Here is a 24,255-nt window from a genome sequence, read left to right as displayed (position 1 = left end):
ATTGTGATTAATACCAACAGATTAGTCCGACTTCCCTTACCACAGTGGCAGACCATTAAACCAAGAGAAAGGCGCTTCAGGCACGCTACCGCCCTTGGCTGTCGCTGCCAATACCGCTTTCATCCTAATTACAACTTGTTTTATGCGGCATTTTTGCGCTAATTACTGGCCGTGGTCCGCGTGCGATCACAGTTCGCAACATTAAGAGGCTAAGGAGCACGCTATAAACAACTTTGGCGCAGACATTTACTAACACGTTGCTATACTAGTTATTACTGGCTTGTTTACAAGTAGGCCCCGTGTTCCCTGCACTATTTTAGGAAAAAGACTACCAGCGATAAGTATTGATGCCAGCCCTTTCAGGCCATCCCCCTGCAAAATTCAGATTAATTCGATACTCAACCACGCAATAGACTGCATTAAAAATGCACGTGGTTATCTGCTGAAAAAAAATAATTGTCTCTTTCATTCAGGTGCAATCTTTATCCATACTTTCATCTTATCGGTGCAAATCGGCAATCAGCGATATTCTTCTCTCGTGGCTGACCCGCCAATTGACCGAGTCAGCGGCTATTTACAGTCTTAACGCCGTTTCACTATCATCAGATTAAGCGCATAACACAGACATTAAGGTGATTAACACATGTTGGAGTGGATCATTGATCCGTCGCTGTGGGCAGGATTAGTAACGCTAATCGTTCTGGAGCTGGTGTTGGGCATTGATAACCTGGTTTTCATTGCCATCCTCGTCGAAAAGCTGCCGCCGAAGGAACGCGACCGTGCGCGCATTATCGGCCTGCTTCTCGCGCTGGTGTCGCGTTTAGCGCTGCTCGCCTCACTTTCCTGGCTGGTAACCCTGACACAACCGCTGTTTACTCTGTTGCACCACGACTTCAGCGCCCGCGATCTGCTGCTGCTGTGCGGCGGCTTCTTTCTTCTTTATAAAGCCACCACCGAGTTAAACAGTCGCCTGGAAGGCGCTGACGAGGAAACCGGTCAAAATAAAAACGGTGCTAAATTCTGGCCGGTGGTGGCGCAAATAGTGGTGCTGGACGCCATCTTCTCGCTGGACTCGGTGATTACCGCCGTTGGCATGGTCAACGATCTGCCGGTGATGATGGCGGCAGTAACGATAGCGATTCTGCTGATGCTGCTGGCGAGTAAGCCGCTGACGCGTTTCGTTAACGGCCATCCGACCATCGTGATTCTCTGTCTGAGCTTCCTGCTCATGATCGGCTTCAGCCTGGTGGCCGAGGGGTTAGGCTTCATTATTCCAAAAGGGTATCTCTACGCGGCGATTGGTTTCTCTATCGTCATTGAGATACTCAATCAGTTGGCGATGTTCAATCGCCGCCGCTTTCTCACTGCCGGCCGTCCACTGCGTCAGCGCACGTCAGAAGCCGTTTTGCGCATTCTGCGCGGCGAGGCGCAGCGTGCGGAACTGGACGCCGATACCGCGTCACTGGTCAGCGATAGCGAAGAAGGCGCACTATTTAACCGTCAGGAACGGCGCATGATTGCGCGCGTGCTGGGGCTGGGTCAGCGCCAGATTAATAGCATCATGACGTCGCGCCACGACGTCGAGCATATCGACCTCACCGAAGATCCGGCGGAGATTATGGCGAAGCTCGATCGCAATCAACACACGCGTATTCTGGTGACCGAACAGGGCCGCGACCCGCTCGGTGTGGTGCACGTGATTGATCTCCTGCATCAATCGTTGCACAGCAAATCACTGGATTTACGCTCGCTGATTCGCCAGCCGTTGATCTTTCCTGAGCGCGTCACCTTATTACAGGCGCTGGAACAGTTCCGCAACGCGCGCACCCACTTCGCCTTTGTGGTGGATGAGTTTGGTTCGGTGGAAGGCGTGGTCACGCTGAGCGATCTGATGGAAACCATCGCCGGCAATCTGCCGAATGAAGGGGAAAAAATCGATGCGCGCTATGATATTCAAGTGCTGCCCGACGGCGGTTGGGTGGCGAATGGTCATATGCCGTTAGAGGATTTAGCCGTCTACGTGCAGCTGCCACTCGATGAAAAGCGCAATTACCACACGCTGGCAGGATTACTGATGGACAGCCTGCAACATGTGCCGCAGGAAGGCGAAGAGTTACAGATCGGTGATTATCTGCTGCGAACGTTGCAGGTAGAAAATCACCGCGTGCAGAAAGTGGAAATAGTGCCGATAGCACCGTAATTAACCTGGTCGCCGCACGAACATGCTGCAACTGCCTGAGTGCAAGGCGAACGAAAGTCGCTCTTGCGCTTAACTGTTCGGCATTGCGCCCTGAATGGCGCCCCTACGGCTGCTTCGCCGGTTGTTGGCGATCCAGCCACTGATTGAGCCGCGACTTCGCTTCGCTTTGCAGTTGCTGACGCACCACGTCATCCACCGGCAACGAGTACTGCAGATTATTCCAGCCACCGTACATGCGCAGCGGAATAGTTTGCTGGTTCAGCAGCGCAGCTAATTTATCGTCGCCCTGCCAGCCGCGCAGCATCATATTAATGGTGACGTCGAGCTGCTGTTTAACCATATCGACATTGCCTTTGGTCTGCACCGCCAGACGACTGTTGCCGCCCTGCAGATCCGGCAGGCTGAAGATGCCTTGCTTGAGACTCACGCGCCCACTCAACTGCTGAATGCCCTGGTCGTCGGGTTGATCGTTGGTGACACGATTACTGACGCGCGCCACCGCACGGCGCACCATCTGCTGCAGATTCAGCTGCGAAAGCTGCAAATTAGTGGCTTCCAGATCCGCACTGCCCTGCCAGTTACGTTTTGCCTCTTCAATGCTCAATCCAGCGCCGCTCACATCGCCTTGCAGTGAAATCGTGCCTTGCAGCGTTTCTGGCAGTTCTAATGCTTTCAGCAGCGGCGCAATGGCGATGTTATCCAGCTCAGGCTGGAATGCCACTTGCGCCACCGGTTTGCGGATATCCACTGAACCGGGAACGGAGAAATGGCCTTCGCCAAATTTGCCTTGCAGCTTACTTAGCGTCATCAAACCTTGCTGATTGCTGGCATCGATCTGCAAGTTGGTCAGCGTCAGGCCGCGCCACACGCTGCTATCGGCGGTGAGATTGAGCGTCAAATCCAGCTGATTCAGCGGCGAGTTGCTGTTATCACGCATTCGCGGTTCAGCAATCACTGGCGTGCTCACCACATTGGCTCGCTGCGGCGCGCTGCTATCCGTCACCGGTGCATTCGCCATCAACGCGTCGATGTCTAAACGGGTGGCGTGTAGCGCCAGATTAAGCTGCTGCGGCAGACGCCCCTCGGCGCTGCCATCCAGTGCGCTGTCATTGGCGGTGAGCTGCATCTTCTGTAGGGAAAAACGCTGATTGTCACCGTTCCATTCGCCCTGCCCGCTCAAGGTGCCTTTGATGCCCTGCGTCGGCAGATTGGCGCCGTCGATGGCGTAATTCAACTCATCCAGCTGTCCGACCAGACGATGTGGATATTGCGCCACATTCATCTGCCCTTTGAGATTGACGCTAACATTGCGCTGATTACGCGAAATCCGGGTAGCCAGATTGATGCTGGCCTGCTTGCTGGCATCCTGATCGAGGTTGAGATTGAGGTCGCGGAAATTATATTCGTCGCCGCCGGGCTGCTGCCAAATCAGCAGGCTGTCGGCAAGACGCAGTTTGCTAATCGTGAATGACCAGCCGTTATCGCTGCTGCTCACTGGCTCGGCATCACCCGGGCCTACTGGCGCGCCGCTCGGCTTTTGTGCGGCGCTGTCTGGCGTGACGCGGATGATGGCGTTTTTCAGCATCACCTGGCTGACGCTCAGCTGATGCGACAACAGCGGCCAGAGATGGACATCCAGGCGCATGTTATCGGCGGTGACCATCGGCTGCGTCGCGCCAGGCGCGGTCAGACTCATGCGTCCGGCGAGAATGCTAAGCTGCGGCCAGACGTGCCAGCGCAGATCGCCGCCTACCTGAAGCTGATAACCACTGCGCTGTTCTACCTGCTTTACCATGTAGGTGCGAAAGTCGTTGGGATTGACCAGCAACACCAATGCCGTCATGCCCGCTACCACCACCACTAACAGGATGGCCAGCGTTGTTATCACTCTTCTCATCACATCCTCATTGCCTTCATACTTCACGTTGCAGCAGCGTTGGCTGCGCTCGCTCACCCCGGCCACTTACTGATAGTCAGTCTTTGTCGATGCGGCTGGCATCCGCGCCCTGCTGACCACGATATTTGGCATCTTCGCGACGGTTATACGGTCGCGCAGCGGGGCCCGACAGCGGCTCAAAGCTCAATGCACCAATCAACATGCCTGGACGCAGCGCCAGCGGCAGTTTGCCTGAATTATAGAACTCCAGCACGATGCGGCCTTGCCAGCCCGGATCGATACGGTGCGCCGTGACGTGCACCATTAAACCCAGGCGTGCCAGCGAAGAGCGGCCATCCAGCCAGCCGACCAGATCGTCAGGAATGGTGACCGATTCCAGCGTTACCGCCAGCGCCAGCTCGCCAGGATGCAGGAAAAAGGCTTCGCCTTCCGGCAGCACAATCTCGTCGCTCATCACACGGTCCAGCGCGGCACTGACTTCATGCTTTGGACCACTCAAATCAATAAACGCCGCCGTATGACCGCTAAAAGTGCGGAACTGATTGCCGAGGCGCACATCCACTGTGGCGCCGTTAATGCGTTCCACTGGCGGGCGCGGCTCAATCGCCAACTTTCCGTTGTCCAGCCAGGCTTCAATATCGCGATCGCATAATCTCATCGCAGGTACTCCATGAATTAAGTGTAGCGAATGGCTACGACAGCGCGTCACGCCGGGGCGGACGCTATGTCGTCAAAGATACTGATTAATCTTGGCCTTGAGGATATCAATGGCGATACGGTTTTTTCCGCCGCGCGGCACAATGATGTCAGCGTACTGCTTGGAAGGTTCAATAAATTGCAGGAACATCGGACGCACGGTCTTCTGATACTGGCTCATCACCGAATCCATGGAGCGACCGCGCTCATTCACATCGCGCTTCATGCGGCGCATCAAACAGATATCCAGCGGCGTATCGACGAAGATAGAGAAATTCATCTCCTGACGCAGGCGGGCATCGGTTAACAGCAAGATGCCTTCGAGAATAATGACTTTCTTCGATTTGAGATGAATACAGTCGCTGGTGCGGGTGTGCTCAACATAGCTGTAAACCGGCAACTCAATTTCCTGACCAGCTTTAAGCGCGCGCAGATGCTGCAACAACAGATCATGATCCATCGCACTCGGATGGTCATAGTTGGTTTTCACCCTCTCTTCCATGGTGAGGTGGCTCTGATCTTTATAGTAGGCATCTTCGGGGATCACACCGATATGCTCGTCACCGACCTGGTCACGGATTTCACGATAGAGCGTGCTGGCGATAAGACTTTTTCCGGATGCGGATGCACCTGCGATGCCAACGATCACGCACTGATGAGACTTGTCAGTCATACTTTTTTAAGACCTGATAACTGGAGCCTGCCTAAGCCGAAGCTGCAACGGGCCGAATGAGAGGGTTAGTTGGCGGCAATTATAGGTATTTCACCGGGTTGATGCCAGAGAAATGGGCCAACGGCTTTTCAGAATATCCTCTTTTGCAGCCAGACGCTTAATCGATACACTGTTCATCTGCCAACACTGCAGCTGGCGTTGGCACTCCGAATATAGCCGCAAGGAAAAGTATGAGCTGGAAAACCCTGACCTATTTTGGCGACAGCATGTTGCTGATCCCGACCGCGGTGATCATCGCGCTGGTCTTGCCATGGAAAAGCGACAACCGCCAAACCGTCTGGTATTGGGTGCTGGCGTTTGGTCTGGCTGGCCTGGTGGTGAGCGTCTCGAAAATCCTGTTTCTCGGCTTTGGCATTGGTAGCGCCCGATTCAACTTTACCGGCTTCAGCGGCCACAGCGCGATGTCGGCCACGCTCTGGCCGGTGATGATGTGGCTGATCTCCGGCCGCTGGTCGCCGCGCTGGCGCCTGTTTACCATTGGCATCGGCTATCTGATCCCGTTGATGGTTGGCCTGTCGCGCCTGGTCATCCACGCGCACTCCAAAAGCGAAGTGCTGGCGGGCCTGATGCTTGGCTTTACGCTTAGCACCGCATTCCTGCTGACGCAGCGCCGCACTTCACTAAAGGGCTTTAGCCTGCCGCAGATTGGCGTCGCGCTGCTGGTGCCGCTGTTGCTGCTGAGCCACGGCCGCGTCGCCACCACGCAACAGTTCCTCGAACGCTTCTCTGCCAACCTTGCCGGCTTAGAAAAGCCGTTTACCCGCGCCGATCTTTTTCGCTAATCCCGTTTGGCCCTTTGCGCGCAAAGGGCCAATCAATTCAGTGAATAACGACTAAAGTCGAATTCCCCGCAGACATCTCAAACAGATGTGCTAGCATGCAAAATAGTGATTGATTGGCGCATTTTCCATCGTGAATCAGGTGCGCGCTGCTGGATTCTTGCATGACCCTCGAGATACTAACTTCACAGGAAAGGCCACAGCGAACCTGGCTCAATGCCTTGCTCATTGGCGGGCTCACTTTTCTACTGACGCTATTTTGCCTGGAACTGATTGTTGTCAGTGGCCGTATTTCGCCGCTTTGGTACTCCACCGCGCTGATGACGGTGATCGTGTTTCGCGCCCACTCCAAACACGTTCCCTTACTGCTGCTTGCCTGCGTACTGGGTACCGCGTTGGCCAATCTGATCATTATTGGTCCCGCACTCAGTAACATTAAGTTCGCCATCTTAAATATGGTACAGGCGATTCTGGGCGGCGTGATGCTGCGCGCGCTGCTCGATCGCCGCGCCCCGCTCAATTCGTTACTCGACTGGGTGCGCTTTGCCCTGTGCGCCGGCCTGATTGCGCCGCTGTTAGGTGGCGTCGTGGCATTGTGGATGCTGCATGTGGGCAGCAATGCGTCACTGCCCTTCTTCTCGACGTGGGTGATTTCTGAGGTGATCGGCGTGCTGGCGTTTGGCCCGGTGTTATTGCTGTGGCCAAATAAACCGCTGCGCCAGATTTTGACGCCAGGCCGTCAGTTGGAAACCGGCCTGACGCTGCTTGTCACGCTGCTCGCCAGCTATTTGTCGCTGCGTTTTCTGCCGTGGCCCTTCACTTTTATTGTGGTGATTCTTTTTTGGTGCTCGGTGCGGCTACCCAAGTTCGAAGCGTTTCTGCTGTTCTTCCTCAACGCCAGTTTCATCTCGATTCTGCTGGCCTTTAACTGGGTCAACCTGGCGCAAAACGGCATGCTGCTCGGCCAGGTCAGCACATGGCTGCCATTTCTGTTGGTGCTGCTGCCGAGCCACGTGATGGCGCTGGTGATGGATGCCTTCCAGCGCGAGAAGCATCATATCAGCGAGAGTGAAACCCGCTTCCGTAACGCCATGGAATACTCCGCGATTGGCATGGCGCTGGTTTCGCCGAATGGCGGTTGGCAGCAGGTCAATCATTCGCTGTGCCAGACGCTGGGTTTCCCGGCCGATGAGCTGAAAAAGCTCACCTTCCAGCAAATCACCCATCCCGACGATCTCAACAACGATTTACAGCAGCTGGAGCGATTGGTGGCGGGTGAAATCATGACCTACACCATGGAGAAGCGCTATTTCCGCAAGGATGGCGAAATCGTCTGGGCGCGCCTGACGGTATCGATGGTGCGCGACGCCGCGCAACAGCCGCACTACTTCATCGCGCAGATTATCGATATCTCCGAATTGAAGCAGAGTGAGCAGATTAATCGACGCTTGATGGAGCGCATCACGCTGGCCAATGAAGCTGGCGGCATTGGCGTGTGGGAGTGGAATCTGCTGACCGGCGAGATGTTGTGGGACAAGCGCATGTATGAGCTGTTTGGCTTAAGTCCGCACCAGACGCCCACCTACGATCTGTGGGTGCATCTGCTTGATCCGGCCGAGCGGGAAACCGCCACGCTTGCGGTGCAGCAGGCCATCGAACGCCGCAGCGCTTTCCAGCTGGAATACCGGATTAATTTACCGGAAGGCCCGCGCTACGTGCGCTCTGAGGCCAACCGCATTCTGAGTCAGGATGGGCAGATTGAACGTATGCTCGGCATCTGTCAGGACATCACGCCGCTGCGCGCGCTGAATGAAGCGCTGTTCCAGGAAAAAGAGCGCATGGCGATCACCCTCGATTCCATCGGTGAAGCGGTGATCAGTACCGATGATGAAATGCGCGTCACCTTTATGAATCCGGTGGCCGAAACGCTGAGCGGCTGGCCACAGGAAAAAGCCGCAGGCGTACCCATTACCGAACTGCTTAACATCACGCGCGGCGCGAGCGGCCCGCGCGTCGATAATTTGCTGTTGTGCCAGCTGCCGGACGAAAAAATCTCTCCCGAACTCGATGAAGAGCTGGTGCTGCATACACCAGACGGCACGCGCGTGGAGATCCACTACAGCATCACGCCGCTGAAAACCCTGACTGGCGCCAGCATCGGCGCGGTGATGGTTATTCAGGACGTCAGTGAATCGCGCAAGGTGATGAAGCGCCTGAGCTACAGCGCTTCACACGATATGCTGACGCGCCTGCCAAATCGTCACAGCTTCGAGCAGCGTTTGAAGCAGTTGGTGAATGATGCGGCGGCCAACAATACCCATCACGTCTTGGTATTTATCGATCTGGATAAATTCAAGGCGGTGAACGATACCGCCGGGCATGCCGCCGGGGATGCGCTGCTGCGCGAACTGGCAGAGCTGATGCTGCATCATCTGCGCAGCAGCGATATGCTGGCGCGTTTGGGCGGCGACGAATTTGGCGTGCTAATGCCGAATTGCGAAGTGGATCAGGTGCGCGACGTGGTGCAGCGTATCGTCACCGCCGTGAGCGAATATCGCTTTATGTGGCAGGAGCAGACTTATCATGTCGGCGCAAGTGCCGGCATCACGCAAATTGATCAACGCAACTGCATCAGCAATGTGGTGATGTCACAGGCCGATGTCGCCTGTTACAGCGCAAAACACGCGGGCCGTGGTCAGTATCACGTTTATCAGGAAGTGCAGATGTAATCTGCCACGTCTGCCCATTGCCAGCCCGCGCTGGCTGCGCTAAAGTCGCCCCCTTTTTTCCGGCATGGGGGATAAATATGTTTATCGGATTCGATTACGGCACAGCAAACTGCTCAATTGCGGTCAGCGATAATGGCACGCCGCGCCTGCTGACACTGGAGAATGGTCAGCGCCTGCTTCCCTCCATGATTTGCGCGCCAACGCGTGAAGCGATCAGCGAATGGCTGCATCGCCATCATCAAGTCCCAACGCCGGACAGCGAAGGCACCGCCTTATTGCAGCGTGCGCTGCGCTATAACCGCGAAGAAGATATCGACGTCACGCCAGGCAGCGTGCAGTTCGGTTTGACCGCGCTGCAGCAATATATGGTCGATCCCGAAGAAGTGTGGTTCGTGAAGTCACCGAAATCCTTCCTCGGCGCTAACGGCCTGAAACCGCAGCAGATCGCCTTCTTCGAAGATTTGGTGTGCGCGATGATGCTGCACATTCGTCAGCAAGGCGAAACCCAGCTCGATCGCCCGATTGAGCAAGCGGTGATTGGCCGCCCGATTAACTTCCAGGGTTTAGGCGGCGAAGAGGCTAACCAGCAGGCGCAGGGCATTCTGCTGCGTGCGGCACAGCGCGCCGGTTTTCGTGATGTGGAGTTCCAGTTTGAGCCGGTGGCGGCGGGCCTCGATTTCGAAGCCACGCTGCAGAAAGAGACGCGCGTATTAGTCGTCGATATCGGCGGTGGTACCACCGACTGCTCGATGCTGCTGATGGGGCCGGAATGGCGTCATAAAACCGATCGCCGTGAAAGTTTACTTGGCCACAGCGGATGCCGCGTGGGCGGAAACGATCTCGACATTATGCTGGCGTTTAAAACCCTGATGCCGCTGCTGGGGCTCGGTGGCAATACGCAGAAAGGCACCGCGCTGCCCGCGCTGCCGTGGTGGAATGCGGTGGCGATCAACGACGTTCCGGCACAAAGCGACTTCTATTCCGCGGCCAGCGGCAAACTGCTGCGCGATTTGATTCGCGATGCTGAACACAGCGACAAAGTGGCGCACCTGCTGAAAGTGTGGCAGCAGAAGCTGAGCTATCGTCTGGTGCGTGCAGCGGAAGAGAGCAAGATTGCGCTGTCGGAGGTGAAAGAGACCGATGCCTCGCTGGCGTTTATCGCCGCGCAATTGCAGGCGCAAATTAGCGCTGCGCAGCTGGAAGAAGCGATTAATCAACCGCTGGAGCGCATTCTGGAGCAAGTGCATCTGGCGCTCGCCACCTGCGAAACCAAGCCGGAAGTGATTTATCTCACCGGCGGTAGCGCACGTTCTCCGGTGTTGCGTGCGGCGTTACAGCAGGCGCTGCCCGATACGCCTATCGCCAGCGGCGATGACTTCGCCTCGGTGACCGCCGGCCTCGCCCGCTGGGCTGAAGTGATGTTCAGATAATCCCCTCTCCCGCTTGCGGGAGAGGGTTAGGGTGAGGGTCAGACCGCTCCGTACGATTATCCCCTTCACCCTGCCCTCTCCCAAAGGGAGAGGGCAAAGCCACAGATTCTGCCAGATTAGAAATTCACGTTCGCACTGATCCCACCCACAAACGCATCTTTCACTTCACTTACCGCCCCCGGCGCCACCACATATTGCAGGTTCGGACGCAATTGCAGCCATTTGGTCAGCTGCGCGTTGTAGTAGATCTCATAGTTGTACTCTGAGCCATCCTGAATCGGCAGGTAGGTTGGGCTATTGAAGTCGGTCTCACCGTTCGCGTTGTTCTGCTCACGCTGCGAACGCGTGTAAGCGCTGTTAACGTGAATACGTGCCGCACCCACACCAATCTCATCCTGCGGACGCGCATCAAATGGCCCTTTCCAGGTGAAGCTAACCGACTGATAATTATCCGTTTTAGAGGTTTTATGGTCGTTCATCACCGCTTGAACGGTGACGCCCAAACCACGGCTGGCATCGCCGCCCTGCGCGGTCAGTTGCTGTTGCAACAGCACGTAGCCGCCGTAAGCGTGATCCTGGCTTTGATAAGCCCCATCGCGCCAGCTGCCGTAGTTGTCGCCTTTAGCCGAAGAGTAGTAATAGCCGATACGGTAATTACCCGGCAGCTTGTCGGCGCCTAACGTCGGTTTCCAGCCCAACTCTACCGGCACCAGATTGCCTTCTGAGTTGCTGGTATCAAGACGGAATCCGTCGCCGCGATCGTAGTTGGCGCGGTTCTGGTTATAGAAGCCCACCTGGAAGAACACTTCAGGTGTGATATTCACCTTCACGCGGCCGCCCCATTGGGACACCGGCCAGTTGAACCAGCGATCGCCACGCCAGTTACCGGCCTGGCCGCTACCGAACGCCAGGTTCTGGAACTTACTGTCAAAGTTATCGAAATCTTCACCAACGGTGACGCGACCGGCTTTCAGGTTCACGGTGTTATCGAACAGACCTTTGCTTAACCAGAACTGGGTTAAACGCCAGGTTTGGCCGCGTCCGTACACTTCCTGAGTGGAGGACAACATGCCAGTGCGACGATCGGCGACCTGGTCGGAAATGTTCTGACCATTACGATCGGTAATCGTCATCTGGAATTGCGCATCCTGCCAGTTGAGCAGTTTTTCCAGGTCGAAGTTAGCGCCAAACGCCCACTGATCGCTGTAGCGCATTGAGGTGTTGGTATCGGCGCCGCCCGCCAGATTGGAGCCGCTTTCCATGGTGTAGTTAACGTCGAATTTTATGCCGTCATTTTCCAGCTGCGTTCGGTAACCGCCCCAATCACCAAACATATAGGGAGAGTCGTAACTGAAAGCATCAGCGGCCAGCGCAGATGCACTCAGCATCGCAAACATCAGAGTTCCCGCTGCCAGGCGGGGTAAATGCTGCACTGCTTCTTTTCTGTTCATGATGGTTATTCTTATATGAAGTTACTGGAAAGGATCGAACAGAGGATAGTGCTGAGGATTTGTCAGTTTTTGCAAATATGTGCGCAGTTTACTGCAGGATGATAGTGCGTTAGCGCAATTGTGACGTCTGTCGATGATTGAAAATCTTTTGTGGGAAATGGCATTTTTTGTGAGGCAGAGCTGGAAAATAGCGGGACGCCGTAGCGTCCCTGAAAACCTTACAGTTTGCTGGCGCTCGCCAGCTCTTCGATCTCTTGCTTGCTGAGCTCGAGCTGGGTGGCTTTCACCAACTCATCCAACTGCTCCAGCGATGTGGCGCTGACAATCGGGGCGGTAATGCTCGGACGGGCAATCTGCCACGCCAGCGCCACCTGCGTTGCCGACACATCGTGCGAGGCGGCAACATCTTCCAGCGCTTCAACAATGCGCTTGCCGCGTTCATTCAGATACTTGTCGACGATGCCCTGCCCGCGCTGACTTTTGCTGGCATCTTCTGGCTTTTTGTACTTACCGCTGAGGAAGCCGCTGGCCAGCGAATAGTAGTTAATCACGCCGAGGCCATTTTTCACCGCAACCTGCTCCAAACCGCTTTCATACTCCTGACGATCGTAGAGATTGTATTCCGGCTGCAGGGTTTCATAGCGCGCCAGGCCATGTTGCTTGCTCACGTCCAGCGCTTCCTGCAGACGTTTAGCGTTATAGTTAGACGCGCCAATGGCACGCACTTTGCCCTCTTTGATCAGCGAATCGAAGGCTTTCAGCGTGTCCAGCAGCGGCGTCGCGTCATCATCGCGGTGCGCCTGATAAAGATCGATGACGTCGGTTTGCAGGCGGCGCAGCGAATCTTCTACCGCCTGACGAATGTAAGCCGGCTTGAGGCCGGTTTTCTCCGGCGACAGCTCCATGCCGACTTTGGTGGCCAGCACGATGCTGTCGCGCTTGCCGCTTTTCTTCAGCCATTTACCGATGATGGTTTCCGATTCGCCACCTTCATTACCCGGCGCCCAGCGCGAATAAACGTCGGCGGTATCGATGAAGAACAAGCCCTTCTCCACCAGCGCATCAAGCAGGGAAAATGAGGTTTTCTCATCCACCGTCCAGCCAAACACATTGCCGCCAAAGGTGAGACGGGGAACTTCAATACCGCTGTCGCCGAGCTGGCGGAGTTTCTGTTGACTCATTTTGTTCTCCTTATTCAAACGAGACAGGTCTGTATTGAGCTTAGCAAAGGAAATTGCCGCGCTTATGCCTATTGCTGGCAGAATATTTACAGAATATGAATACTTACCTTCAATGGGGCGATATTCTTATTTCCTTCAATTTTTGCCCGGTCCGGGCGACTACAATCATTCGTTTGCGAAATGGCTATTTTTATATTTCGCATTGGGGAAAACGAGAAATGCTGGAGAGCACACGCCTTGATGAACCGTCGAATTAAAACAAGCTTACTGGCCGTAGCCGTGATTGCCGTGCTGGCGGGCGGCTATTATTGGTGGCAGCATCCAGCGGAACCGAATAAACAGCCGCAGGCCGAAGGTCAGCAGCAGCGTGGTCGCGGCGCAGGTGGCAAACGCCCCTTAGCGCCAGTGCAAGCCGCCGCTGCCACCACCCAAAGCGTGCCGTATTTCCTCAGTGGCCTTGGCACCGTGACCGCCGCCAACACCGTTACGGTGCGCAGCCGCGTTGACGGCCAATTGATGGCGCTGCACTTCCAGGAAGGAGAGCAAGTGGCCGCTGGCGCGCTGCTGGCGGAAATCGATCCGCGCCCTTATCAGGTGGCGTTAACTCAGGCGCAGGGCCAACTGGCAAAAGACCAGGCTACGCTTGCCAACGCGCGCCGCGATCTCAGTCGCTATGAAAAACTGGCGAAAACCTCGCTGGTATCGCAGCAGGAACTCGATACGCAACGTTCGCTGGTGAGCGAAACGCTCGGCACCCTTAAAGCTGATGAAGGCAACGTCGCCAGCGCCCAGCTCAATCTCACCTACAGCCGCATCACTGCGCCGATTGGTGGACGCGTCGGCTTGAAGCAGGTGGATGTCGGCAACTACATCACCTCCGGCGATACCACCGGATTGGTGGTGATCACCGAAACGCACCCCATTGACGTGGTGTTCAGCGTCGCCGAGAACAACATCAGCCAAATCCTCAAAGCGCAGAAAAGCGGACAGCCGCTGATCGTCGAAGCCTGGGATCGCAGCAACAAAACGCTGCTGACCAGCGGCACGCTGTTGAGCCTCGATAACCAGATTGATGCCACCACCGGCACCATCAAACTCAAAGCACGCTTCAGCAACGAAGATGATACGCTGTTCCCTAATCAGTTTGTCAATGCGCGTCTGAAAGTGGACACCTTGCAGGATGCGGTGGTGATCCCCACCGCCGCGTTGCAGATGAGCAACGACGGTCACTTTGTCTGGGTGGTCAACAGCGACAACAAAGTGAGCAAAAAACGCGTCACCGCTGGGTTACAGGATAGCCAGAAAGTGGTGATCAGTGCGGGCCTCGAAGCAGGCGAACGCGTGGTGACCGACGGGCTCGATCGCCTGACGGAAGGTGCCACCGTTGAAGTGGTGGCACCGCAAAGCGCCGCGACCCACAGCACGCGCGCTGCGCAGCCCGCACGCGGAGAGCGTCAATAATGCAGGTGATGCCTCCTGACAGCAGCGGTGGACCTTCGCGCCTGTTTATTCTGCGCCCGGTCGCCACCACGCTGCTGATGATCGCCATTCTGTTAGCCGGCGTGCTCGGCTACCGTTTTCTGCCGGTCTCCGCGTTACCTGAAGTCGATTATCCGACCATTCAGGTGGTTACGCTCTATCCCGGCGCTTCTCCCGATGTGGTGACCTCTTCCATTACCGCGCCGCTGGAACGCCAGTTTGGCCAGATGTCCGGCCTGAAGCAGATGGCGTCGCAGAGTTCGGGCGGCGCGTCGGTTGTCACATTGCAGTTTCAGCTGACGCTGCCACTGGATGTTGCCGAGCAGGAAGTACAGGCAGCGATCAACTCCGCCACCAATCTTCTGCCGAGCGATCTGCCAAATCCACCGGTCTACAGTAAAGTAAATCCGGCCGACCCGCCGATCATGACGCTCGCCGTCACCACCACCAGCATGCCGCTCACGCAGGTGCAGGACATGGTGGAAACGCGCGTGGCGCAGAAGATTTCTCAGGTGTCGGGCGTGGGTTTAGTCACGCTGTCGGGCGGGCAACGTCCTGCGGTGCGTGTGAAAATGAACACTCAGGCGCTGGCTGCGCTCGGCCTGACCAGCGAATCGGTGCGCACCGCCATTACTAACGCTAACGTCAATTCGGCGAAAGGCAGCCTCGACGGCCCAACGCGCTCAATTACCCTGTCGGCTAACGATCAGATGACCTCGGCGGAAGACTATCGCAAGCTGATCATCAGCTATAACAACGGCGCGCCGGTGCGACTGGGCGATGTGGCGACCATCGAACAAGGTGCCGAAAACAGCTGGCTGGGCGCCTGGGCGAACCGTCAGCAGGCGATTGTGCTCAACGTGCAGCGCCAGCCCGGCGCTAACATCATCGCCACCGCCGATAATATTCGCGCCATGCTGCCCGGATTAACCGCCACGCTGCCTAAATCGGTGGAGGTGAAACTGCTTACCGACCGCACCACCAACATCCGCGCTTCGGTTAGCGATACCCAGCACGAACTGATGCTGGCGATGGGTTTGGTGGTGATGATCATCTACCTGTTCCTGCGTAACGTTCCGGCGACCCTCATTCCCGCCGTCGCCGTGCCGTTGTCGCTGGTCGGCACCTTTGCCGCGATGTATTTCCTGGGCTTCTCGATCAACAACCTGACGCTGATGGCGCTGACCATCGCCACCGGTTTTGTGGTTGATGACGCCATCGTGGTGATCGAGAACATCTCGCGCTATATCGAAAAGGGCGAAAAGCCGCTGACGGCGGCGCTGAAAGGCGCGGGCGAGATTGGCTTTACCATTATCTCCCTCACCTTCTCGCTGATTGCGGTGCTCATTCCGCTGCTGTTTATGGGCGATGTGATTGGCCGCCTGTTCCGCGAATTCGCCGTGACGCTGGCGGTGGCGATTTTGATCTCCGCCGTGGTGTCGCTGACGCTGACGCCGATGATGTGCGCCCGCATGTTAAGCGCTGAATCGCTGCGCAAGCAGAACCGCTTCTCGCGGGCCAGCGAAGCGATGTTTGACCGCATTATTGCCCGTTACGGACGCGGCTTAACGCGCGTGCTGCTGCATCCGTGGATCACCTTATCGGTAGCGCTCGGCACCTTGCTGATCACCGTGTTGCTGTGGATCGTGATCCCCAAAGGCTTCTTCCCGCAGCAGGATAACAGCATTATTCAGGGCACCTTGCAGGCGCCACAGTCGGTCTCTTACGCCAACATGGCAGAGCGCACGCGCGATGTCGCCTCGATCATCATGAAAGATCCGGCGGTGCAGAGCATGACCTCGTTTGTCGGCGTCGATGGCACCAACGCCGCGCTCAACAGCGCGCGCCTGCAAATCAACCTTAAGCCGCTGGATGAGCGTGACGATCGCATTCCGGCTGTGCAGCAGCGTCTGCAACAGGCGTTAGCCAAAGTGCCGGGCATTTCGCTGTGGCTGCAGCCGGTGCAGGATTTGACCATTGATACCCAGGCGAGCCGTACGCCGTACCAGTTCACTCTGCAATCGGGTTCGCTGGAGTCGCTGAGTTTGTGGGTGCCGAAACTGCTGGCGCAACTTAACACGCTGCCACAACTGCGCGACGTCAGCAGCGACTGGCAGGATCAAGGTCTGGAAGCTTTTGTAAGAGTCGATCGTGACAGCGCCAGCCGCCTCGGCATCAGCATGGCCGACGTGGATAACGCGCTGTATAACGCCTTTGGCCAGCGCCTGATCTCCACCATTTACACCCAGGCTAATCAGTATCGCGTGGTGCTGGAGCAGAACAGCGATGCCACGCCAGGACTGGCGAGCCTCGACGGCATTCGCCTGACCAGCAGCGACGGCGGCAGCGTGCCGCTTAGCGCCATCGCGCAGATTGAGCAGCGCCACGCCGCGCTCAGCATTAACCATCTCGACCAGTTCCCGTCGGCGACCTTCTCGTTTGATGTCGCGGAAGGGTATTCGTTGGGCGATGCGGTGAAAGCGGTGAGCGCAGCGGAAGATCAGGTGGGCATGCCCGCCGAAATGATGACGCAGTTCCAGGGCAGCACGCTGGCCTTTGAAGCGGCGCTGTCCAGCACCGTGTGGCTGATTGTGGCGGCGGTGGTGGCGATGTATATCGTGCTCGGCGTGTTGTATGAGAGCTTTATCCATCCCATCACCATTCTCTCGACGCTCCCCACCGCCGGTGTCGGCGCGCTGCTGGCGCTGATGCTGAGCGGTAATGAGCTGGATATCATCGCCATTATCGGCATTATTTTGCTGATCGGTATCGTGAAGAAAAACGCCATCATGATGATCGACTTCGCGCTGGCAGCGGAACGTGAGCAAGGCATGCCGCCGCGCGAGGCGATTTATCAGGCGTGCTTGCTGCGTTTCCGCCCAATTCTGATGACCACATTGGCGGCACTGCTCGGTGCACTGCCGCTGATGCTGAGCACCGGCGTTGGCGCGGAGTTGCGTCGTCAGCTGGGCATCGCCATGGTGGGCGGTTTGGTGGTGAGCCAGGTGCTGACGCTGTTCACCACGCCGGTGATCTATCTGCTGTTTGATCGCCTGTCGCACGCAACGCGCCGTCGCTTTAAGCGCCCGGAGGCGCAGTCGTGAAGTTTTTCGCGCTGTTTATCCATCGTCCGGTCGCCACCACTTTGCTGACGCTGGCGATTGCGCTGGCCGGTATTCTCGGCTTCCGTCTGCTGCCGGTGGCGCCGCTGCCACAGCTGGATTTCCCGGTGATTTTGATTTCGGCTTCGCTGCCCGGTGCGTCGCCAGAAACCATGGCGGCATCGGTGGCAACGCCGCTGGAGCGCTCTCTGGGACGCATCGCGGGCGTCAGCGAAATGACCTCCACCAGCTCGCTAGGCAGCACGCGCATCATTCTGGTGTTCGATTTTGATCGCGACATCAACGGTGCGGCGCGCGATGTGCAGGCGGCGATCAACGCCGCGCAAAGCCTGCTGCCAACCGGCATGCCGAGCCGTCCCAGCTATCGCAAAGCCAACCCTTCCGATGCGCCGATCATGATCCTGACGCTGACCTCGGACATTTATAATCCCGGTCAGCTGTATGATTACGCCTCAACGCAACTGGCGCAGAAACTGTCGCAGATTGAGGGCGTGGGCGATGTGACGGTCGGCGGCAGTTCGCTGCCGGCGGTGCGCGTTGAACTCAATCCGCAGGCGCTGTTCAACCAGGGCGTATCACTGGATGCGGTGCGCACCGCCATCAGCAACGCCAACCAGCGCCGTCCGCAGGGCGCGATTGATGACGTGCAGCAGCGCTGGCAGTTACGTACTAATGGAGAATTGCAAACCGCCAGCGAATATCAGCCGCTGGTGGTGCACTACAACAACGGTGCGGCGGTGCGCCTCAGCGATGTCGCTAACGTGCAGGATTCGGTGCAGGATGTACGCAACGCCGGGATGACCAACGGTAAAGCGGCGGTGCTGTTGGTGGTGCGTAAATCGCCGGAAGCCAACATCATCGATACCGTCGACCGCATTCGTGGCGAATTACCGGAACTGCATGACGTGATCCCCGCCGCCATCGATCTGCAAATTGCGCAGGACCGTTCGCCAACGATTCGCGCCTCGCTGCATGAAGTGGAGCAGTCGCTGATCATCGCCGTCGCGCTGGTGATTCTGGTGGTGTTTGCCTTCCTGCGTGACTGGCGCGCCACGCTGATCCCCGCCGCTGCGGTGCCGGTTTCATTGATTGGCACCTTCGCCGCCATGTATCTGTGTGGCTTCAGCCTGAATAACCTGTCGCTGATGGCGTTGACCATCGCCACCGGTTTTGTCGTCGATGACGCCATTGTGGTGCTGGAGAACATTGCGCGCCACGTCGAAGCGGGCATGAAACCGCTGCAGGCGGCGCTGACCGGCGTGCGCGAGGTTGGTTTTACCGTGCTGTCGATGAGCCTGTCGCTGATTGCCGTGTTTCTGCCGCTGCTGATGATTGGCGGCATTATTGGTCGCTTCTTCTCGGAGTTCGCCATTACGCTGTCGGTGGCGATTCTGATCTCGCTGTTTATCTCGGTCACGCTGACGCCGATGATGTGCGCCTATCTGCTGAAACCGCAGGTCAAACGCAGCCAGCCGCGCATCCGCGGTTTCGGCAAGCTGCTGATGAAGGTGCAAAACGGCTACGCGCGCTCATTGGGTTGGGTGCTGAATCACGCCATTTGGGTGCTTATGTTGCTGCTCGGCACCGTGGCGCTCACCGTTTGGCTGTTCATCTCGATCCCGAAAACCTTTATGCCGGAACAGGATACCGGCCGCTTACAAGGATTTATCTCGGCGGATCAGAGCATTTCGTTCCAGGCGATGCGCGGCAAGCTGCAGGATTTCATGAACATCATCAAAGCCGATCCGGCAGTGGATAACGTCACCGGCTTTACTGGCGGTTCACGTACCAACAGCGGTTCGATGTTCGTCTCGCTCAAGCCGCTCTCCGAGCGCAGCGAAAGCGCGCAGGAAGTGATTGCCCGGCTGCGTATCAAGCTGGCGAAAGAGCCCGGTGCCAATCTCTATCTCAACGCGGTGCAGGACATTCGTATTGGCGGACGTGAGTCCAACGCCAGCTATCAGTACAGTTTGCTGTCGGATAACCTGAATGATTTGCGCGAATGGGAGCCGAAGATCCGTCAGGCGTTCGCCGCCCTGCCCGAGCTGGCGGACGTCAACTCGGATCAGCAGGACAACGGCAGTGAAATGAACCTGACTTACGACCGTGAAAGCATGGCGCGGCTCGGCATTGATGTCTCTGCCGCTAATGCCCTGCTGAATAACGCCTTTGGTCAGCGCCAGATCTCCACCATTTATCAGCCGCTTAATCAGTACAAAGTGGTGATGGAAGTTGATCCGCGCTACACCCAGGACATCAGTTCACTCGATCAGATGTTTGTGATTAACAGCGACGGCAAAGCGATTCCGCTGAGCTGGTTTGCCAAGTGGCAACCGGCCAACGCGCCGCTATCGGTGAACCACGAAGGCTTGTCGGCGGCGTCCACCGTTTCCTTCAACCTGCCGGAAGGCGTATCGCTGTCGCAGGCGTCTGAAGCTATTGACCGTACCATCACCGCGCTTGGCGTGCCTTCCAGCGTGCGCGGCAGCTTTGCCGGCACCGCGCAGGTGTTCCAGCAGTCGCAATCCAATCAGCTCTACCTGATGCTGGCGGCGATTGCGGCGGTTTATATCGTGCTGGGCATTCTGTATGAGAGCTACGTGCATCCGCTGACCATTCTCTCCACGCTGCCGTCGGCGGGCGTCGGCGCGCTGCTGGCGCTGGAGCTGTTCAACACGCCGTTCAGCCTGATTGCGCTGATCGGCATTCTGCTGCTGATCGGTATCGTGAAGAAGAACGCCATCATGATGGTCGACTTTGCGCTGGATGCCGAGCGCAACGGCAATCTGTCGCCGCGCGACGCGATTTTCCAGGCGTGCCAGCTGCGTTTCCGCCCGATTCTGATGACCACGCTCGCCGCACTGTTTGGCGCACTGCCGCTGGTGCTGACCAGCGGTGACGGCGCGGAGCTGCGTCAGCCGCTCGGCATCACCATCGCCGGGGGTTTAGTGATGAGCCAGCTGCTGACGCTCTACACCACGCCGGTGGTCTATTTGATGATGGATAAGTTGCGGCGGCGTAAGAAAAAGGTTCAGTTAGCCGCTGAATGACCTGCTACATACGCTTGCTATGTAGCATGAAGAGCGTAAACTTTAACCCGTTCATTACTGTGGAGGTTTATATGTCACAAGGTACCGTGTTCACCAGCAACAGGACACAAAACGTTCGCATTCCAGCAGACGTTCGTTTTCCTGATGATGTAAAAAACGTCACCGTCAGAGCGATTGGCAAGGAGCGCATCCTCACGCCCATAGAGAACGCCTGGGACAGTTTTTTCCTCGACGGTCCGACGGTGAGCGATGATTTTATGGATGAGCGTGCTTCGCAGGAACAATCTGAGCGGGAAGCGTTTTAATGCATCGCTACATGCTGGATACCTATATTGTTATCTACGTCATCAAGCGGCGGCCGATTGAAGTGCTCGAACGTTTTAACGCCAATGTCGGCCGGATGGTTATCTCGACGATCACCCTGGCGGAGCTGTTTCACGGCTCAGAAAAGAGCGCCTTTCCTGAGCGGAACCTACGTACCGTTGAAGATTTTGTCTCACGCCTTGATGTGCTGAATTACGATGCCAAAGCCGCTTTCCACTATGGCGCTATCCGCGCAGAGCTTGAGAAAAATGGCACGCCGATCGGCCTGAACGATCTTCACATCGCCGCTCATGCACGCAGTGCCGCCCTGACGTTGGTATCGAACAATTTGCGTGAATTTTCACGCGTGAATGGGCTGATCTGCGAAAACTGGATCTGACATAACGGGTACCTGCATGTCACCTCAAAACGCCACCGTGCGCTGGCAGCTGTGGATCGTCGCGTTTGGCTTCTTTATGCAGGCGCTGGATACCACCATCGTCAATACCGCGATCCCGTCGATGGCGCGCGATCTCAACGTCAGTCCGCTGAATATGCACTCGGTGATCGTCTCTTATGTGCTGACCGTGGCGATTACGTTGCCGATCAGCGGCTGGCTGGCGGACCGTTTTGGCGTGCGCAATATCTTCTTCTGCGCGATTGTGCTGTTCAGCATCGGCTCGCTGCTGTGCGCCTTCTCCGCCACGCTCGATGAGCTGATTATGGCGCGCGTGGTGCAAGGCATTGGTGGCGCGATGATGGTGCCGGTTGGCCGCTTAACGGTGATGAAAATTGTGCCGCGCGAGCAATATATGTCGGCGATGACCTTCGTCACCACGCCGGGACAAATTGGTCCGCTGCTCGGCCCGGCGCTGGGCGGGATTCTGGTGCAGTACGCCAGCTGGCACTGGATTTTCCTGATCAACATTCCGGTTGGCATCATTGGTGCGATTGCCACGCTGACGCTGATGCCGAATTACACCATGCAGACGCGGCGCTTCGATTTCCTCGGTTTTGTGCTGCTGGCCGTCGGCATGGCGACCTTAACGCTGGCGCTGGATGGTCAGCGCAGCGCCGGCGGATCGCCGCTGTTGCTCGGCTTACTGATTCTGGTTGGGGTGTTTTCGCTGCTGTTCTACCTGATGCACGGCCGCAACAACGATAACGCACTGTTCAGCCTGAAACTGTTTGATAACCGCATCTATTCAATTGGCCTGATCGGCAGTTTTACCGGCCGCATCGGTAGCGGCATGCTGCCGTTTATGACGCCCATTTTCCTGCAGGTCGGCCTCGGCTACAGCCCATTCCACGCCGGATTGATGATGATTCCAATGGTGCTCGGCAATATGGGGACTAAGCGCGTGGTGGTGCGCATCGTCAACCTGTTCGGCTATCGCAATGCGCTGGTCGGCGCGACCCTGGCGCTGGCGTTGGTGGTGCTGCTGTTCCCGCTGGTGGCGCTGCTGGGATGGATTTGGCTGCTGCCGGTGGTGTTACTGCTGCAGGGCATGGTCAACGCCATCCGCTTCTCTTCGATGAATACCCTGACGCTAAAGGAACTGCCGGACGATCTGGCTTCCAGCGGCAACTCGTTGTTGTCGATGATCATGCAGCTGTCGATGAGTATTGGCGTCACCGTGGCCGGTTTGCTGTTGGGCGCATTTGGCCACGGCGTGGTAGCCGACAGCCCGGCGGCGCATCAAACCTTCATTTACACCTATCTGTGCATGGCGCTGGTGATTGCGCTGCCGGCGCTGGTGTTCTGGCGCGTACCGAAGGATGTCAGTAAAAACGTTGACCTTAGAGGCAGGAGCAAAGGATGAAGCGGCCGGTAAAATGGGGCATTGGTGCCAAGCTGTTTGCGGCGATTTTTTCCACCTGCATGCTGGTGATCATCACCATGCATTGGGGCGTGCGGCTCAGCTTTGAGCACGGCTTTGTGGATTACATCAAAAAAGGCAACGAGCAGCGCTTAACCCTGCTGAGCGATGCGCTGGCCGATCAGTATGAACAGCACGGTAGCTGGGATTTTCTGCGCAGCAATGACAAGCTGATTTTTTCTATTTTGCGCTCGCTGGAGCAGAATCCGGGCAGCGTGAATCAGTTACCGCCGCACGGCTGGCGCACGCAGTTCTGGATTATCGATCAGCAATACAAAGTGCTGTCAGGGCCGCGCCAGCCGGTGCCGCCGGAAGGTACCCGGCGCAATATCACCACCAGCAACGGCAAAATTGTTGGCTGGGTGATTGCCTCACCGGCTGAACGTCTGACGCGCAGCACCGACATCAACTTTGATCAGCAGCAGCGACGCACCAGCTGGATGATTGTGGCGCTGACTGGGTTACTCGCCGCGCTGGTCACCTGGCTGCTGGCGCGCGGTTTACTGGCACCGGTAAAACGGCTGGTGGATGGCACGCACCATTTGGCGGCGGGCAATTTCGCTACCCGCGTGGAAGTCGGCAGCAGCGATGAACTCGGCCAACTGGGCCGCGACTTCAACCAGCTTGCCAGTTCGCTGGAAAAGAACGAAAGCAACCGCCGCGCCTTTATGGCCGACATCTCCCATGAACTGCGCACGCCGCTGGCGATTCTGCGCGGTGAGCTGGAAGCGATGCAGGATGGCGTGCGCAAGCTGACGCCGGAAGCCATCAGTTCATTGCAAAGCGAAGTGGTGGTGCTGACGAAACTGGTGGAGGATCTGCATCAGCTGTCATTGTCCGACGCGGGTGCCCTCGCCTATCGCAAGCAGCCGGTTGATCTGGTCACTCTGCTGGAAGTGGTGGCCGGCAGCTTCGGCGAACGTTATCGCAGCCGCGGATTGGCACTCAATCTGGCGTTACCCGCGCAGGCGGAGAGCTTTGGCGATCCCGATCGCCTGATGCAGCTGTTCACCAATTTGCTGGAAAACAGCCTGCGTTACACCGACAGCAGCGGCGCGGTGCAGCTCTCGATGCAGCTGGCGGGCGAAAACTGGCAGCTGCGCTTTGCGGACAGCGCGCCGGGCGTTGATCCGGCCCATCAGGCACAATTATTTGAACGATTTTTCCGCGCGGAAAGTTCACGCAATCGCGCCAGCGGCGGCTCTGGGCTTGGCCTGGCGATCTGTAAAAACATCGTGGAAGCACATGACGGCAGCATCAGTGCGGATCACTCTGATTTAGGTGGACTGCAAATCACGCTAAACTTGCCGTATGTTCCTCACTAG

Annotated in this window: 16 protein-coding genes; 11 read left to right on the top strand and 5 right to left on the bottom strand. The window is 57.0% G+C overall.

The window, feature by feature from the left end:
- Positions 1-643 precede the first annotated feature (643 nt).
- Positions 644-2,200 carry a TerC family protein gene (locus DEU53_RS08285; RefSeq protein ID WP_110866646.1) on the top strand — a complete coding sequence of 519 codons (1,557 nt, stop codon included), beginning with the start codon at positions 644-646 and terminating at the stop codon, positions 2,198-2,200.
- A 103-nt stretch (positions 2,201-2,303) separates the two neighbouring features.
- Here the strand turns inward: DEU53_RS08285 and asmA are convergent, their stop codons facing one another.
- The 3 genes from asmA to udk form a co-directional block, all read right to left on the bottom strand.
- Positions 2,304-4,097: an outer membrane assembly protein AsmA gene (gene asmA, locus DEU53_RS08280; RefSeq protein ID WP_110866645.1), complete on the bottom strand. Its 1,794-nt coding sequence runs from the start codon at positions 4,095-4,097 to the stop codon at positions 2,304-2,306.
- Positions 4,098-4,173: 76 nt separating this feature from the next.
- Positions 4,174-4,755, bottom strand: a complete 582-nt coding sequence (dcd, locus tag DEU53_RS08275) for a dCTP deaminase (protein WP_007888946.1) — start codon at positions 4,753-4,755, stop codon at positions 4,174-4,176.
- A gap of 72 nt (positions 4,756-4,827) precedes the next feature.
- On the bottom strand, positions 4,828-5,466 hold the full coding sequence (gene udk, locus DEU53_RS08270; RefSeq protein WP_008104883.1) for a uridine kinase: 639 nt from the start codon (positions 5,464-5,466) through the stop codon (positions 4,828-4,830).
- A gap of 230 nt (positions 5,467-5,696) precedes the next feature.
- Between udk and DEU53_RS08265 the strand changes: the two genes are divergently transcribed.
- From DEU53_RS08265 to yegD, 3 genes are all read left to right on the top strand, one after another.
- Complete coding sequence (locus tag DEU53_RS08265; protein ID WP_101763357.1) at positions 5,697-6,308, top strand: phosphatase PAP2 family protein; 612 nt, start codon at positions 5,697-5,699, stop codon at positions 6,306-6,308.
- 161 nt (positions 6,309-6,469) lie between these two features.
- Positions 6,470-9,034, top strand: coding sequence for a diguanylate cyclase (locus tag DEU53_RS08260; protein WP_110866644.1), 2,565 nt, complete (start codon positions 6,470-6,472; stop codon positions 9,032-9,034).
- A 77-nt stretch (positions 9,035-9,111) separates the two neighbouring features.
- Entirely contained in the window at positions 9,112-10,464 is a 1,353-nt protein-coding gene (yegD, locus tag DEU53_RS08255) for a molecular chaperone (protein WP_110866643.1), read from the top strand.
- A 116-nt stretch (positions 10,465-10,580) separates the two neighbouring features.
- Here yegD and DEU53_RS08250 read toward each other — a convergent pair whose 3' ends face one another.
- Together DEU53_RS08250 and DEU53_RS08245 are read right to left on the bottom strand one after the other, a co-directional pair.
- Positions 10,581-11,915 carry a carbohydrate porin gene (locus DEU53_RS08250; RefSeq protein ID WP_199559687.1) on the bottom strand — a complete coding sequence of 445 codons (1,335 nt, stop codon included), beginning with the start codon at positions 11,913-11,915 and terminating at the stop codon, positions 10,581-10,583.
- 218 nt (positions 11,916-12,133) lie between these two features.
- Positions 12,134-13,096 carry an aldo/keto reductase gene (locus DEU53_RS08245; protein WP_110866641.1) on the bottom strand — a complete coding sequence of 321 codons (963 nt, stop codon included), beginning with the start codon at positions 13,094-13,096 and terminating at the stop codon, positions 12,134-12,136.
- 240 nt (positions 13,097-13,336) lie between these two features.
- Here DEU53_RS08245 and DEU53_RS08240 point away from each other — a divergent pair, with 240 nt between their 5' ends.
- From DEU53_RS08240 to baeS, 7 genes are all read left to right on the top strand, one after another.
- Positions 13,337-14,557, top strand: coding sequence for an MdtA/MuxA family multidrug efflux RND transporter periplasmic adaptor subunit (locus tag DEU53_RS08240; protein ID WP_110866640.1), 1,221 nt, complete (start codon positions 13,337-13,339; stop codon positions 14,555-14,557).
- The gene (locus DEU53_RS08235) at positions 14,557-17,679 is read left to right on the top strand and encodes an MdtB/MuxB family multidrug efflux RND transporter permease subunit (RefSeq protein ID WP_110866639.1); all 3,123 of its coding nucleotides are present in this window, start codon (positions 14,557-14,559) and stop codon (positions 17,677-17,679) included. Before DEU53_RS08240 ends, DEU53_RS08235 begins: the two co-directional genes overlap by 1 nt.
- Positions 17,676-20,747 (top strand): multidrug efflux RND transporter permease subunit MdtC, encoded by a 3,072-nt coding sequence (gene mdtC, locus DEU53_RS08230; protein WP_110866638.1) that lies wholly within the window; start codon positions 17,676-17,678, stop codon positions 20,745-20,747. Before DEU53_RS08235 ends, mdtC begins: the two co-directional genes overlap by 4 nt.
- A gap of 71 nt (positions 20,748-20,818) precedes the next feature.
- Positions 20,819-21,052 (top strand): type II toxin-antitoxin system VapB family antitoxin, encoded by a 234-nt coding sequence (vapB, locus tag DEU53_RS08225; RefSeq protein WP_101763423.1) that lies wholly within the window; start codon positions 20,819-20,821, stop codon positions 21,050-21,052.
- A complete protein-coding gene (gene vapC / locus DEU53_RS08220) occupies positions 21,052-21,450 on the top strand; it encodes a tRNA(fMet)-specific endonuclease VapC (RefSeq protein ID WP_110866637.1) in 399 nt (132 codons plus the stop codon). Before vapB ends, vapC begins: the two co-directional genes overlap by 1 nt.
- A gap of 16 nt (positions 21,451-21,466) precedes the next feature.
- Entirely contained in the window at positions 21,467-22,873 is a 1,407-nt protein-coding gene (mdtD, locus tag DEU53_RS08215; protein ID WP_110866636.1) for a multidrug transporter subunit MdtD, read from the top strand.
- Complete coding sequence (gene baeS / locus DEU53_RS08210; RefSeq protein ID WP_110866635.1) at positions 22,870-24,255, top strand: two-component system sensor histidine kinase BaeS; 1,386 nt, start codon at positions 22,870-22,872, stop codon at positions 24,253-24,255. The genes mdtD and baeS overlap by 4 nt, the downstream gene beginning before the upstream one ends.

The organism is Pantoea sp. AG1095 (genome assembly GCF_003208415.1).
GTDB lineage: Bacteria > Pseudomonadota > Gammaproteobacteria > Enterobacterales > Enterobacteriaceae > Pantoea > Pantoea leporis.
The sequence above is the reverse complement of the archived record's forward strand: the minus strand, read 5'-3'. Positions and strand labels throughout refer to the sequence as shown.

Bases quoted from the DNA above. Each gene is read 5' to 3' on its own strand.
- DEU53_RS08285 (WP_110866646.1), top strand. From the start codon at position 644: ATGTTGGAGTGGATCATTGATCCGTCGCTGTGGGCAGGATTAGTAACG.
- asmA (WP_110866645.1), bottom strand. From the start codon at position 4,097: ATGAGAAGAGTGATAACAACGCTGGCCATCCTGTTAGTGGTGGTGGTA.
- dcd (WP_007888946.1), bottom strand. From the start codon at position 4,755: ATGAGATTATGCGATCGCGATATTGAAGCCTGGCTGGACAACGGAAAG.
- udk (WP_008104883.1), bottom strand. From the start codon at position 5,466: ATGACTGACAAGTCTCATCAGTGCGTGATCGTTGGCATCGCAGGTGCA.
- DEU53_RS08265 (WP_101763357.1), top strand. From the start codon at position 5,697: ATGAGCTGGAAAACCCTGACCTATTTTGGCGACAGCATGTTGCTGATC.
- DEU53_RS08260 (WP_110866644.1), top strand. From the start codon at position 6,470: ATGACCCTCGAGATACTAACTTCACAGGAAAGGCCACAGCGAACCTGG.
- yegD (WP_110866643.1), top strand. From the start codon at position 9,112: ATGTTTATCGGATTCGATTACGGCACAGCAAACTGCTCAATTGCGGTC.
- DEU53_RS08250 (WP_199559687.1), bottom strand. From the start codon at position 11,915: ATGAACAGAAAAGAAGCAGTGCAGCATTTACCCCGCCTGGCAGCGGGA.
- DEU53_RS08245 (WP_110866641.1), bottom strand. From the start codon at position 13,096: ATGAGTCAACAGAAACTCCGCCAGCTCGGCGACAGCGGTATTGAAGTT.
- DEU53_RS08240 (WP_110866640.1), top strand. From the start codon at position 13,337: ATGAACCGTCGAATTAAAACAAGCTTACTGGCCGTAGCCGTGATTGCC.
- DEU53_RS08235 (WP_110866639.1), top strand. From the start codon at position 14,557: ATGCAGGTGATGCCTCCTGACAGCAGCGGTGGACCTTCGCGCCTGTTT.
- vapB (WP_101763423.1), top strand. From the start codon at position 20,819: ATGTCACAAGGTACCGTGTTCACCAGCAACAGGACACAAAACGTTCGC.
- vapC (WP_110866637.1), top strand. From the start codon at position 21,052: ATGCATCGCTACATGCTGGATACCTATATTGTTATCTACGTCATCAAG.
- mdtD (WP_110866636.1), top strand. From the start codon at position 21,467: ATGTCACCTCAAAACGCCACCGTGCGCTGGCAGCTGTGGATCGTCGCG.
- baeS (WP_110866635.1), top strand. From the start codon at position 22,870: ATGAAGCGGCCGGTAAAATGGGGCATTGGTGCCAAGCTGTTTGCGGCG.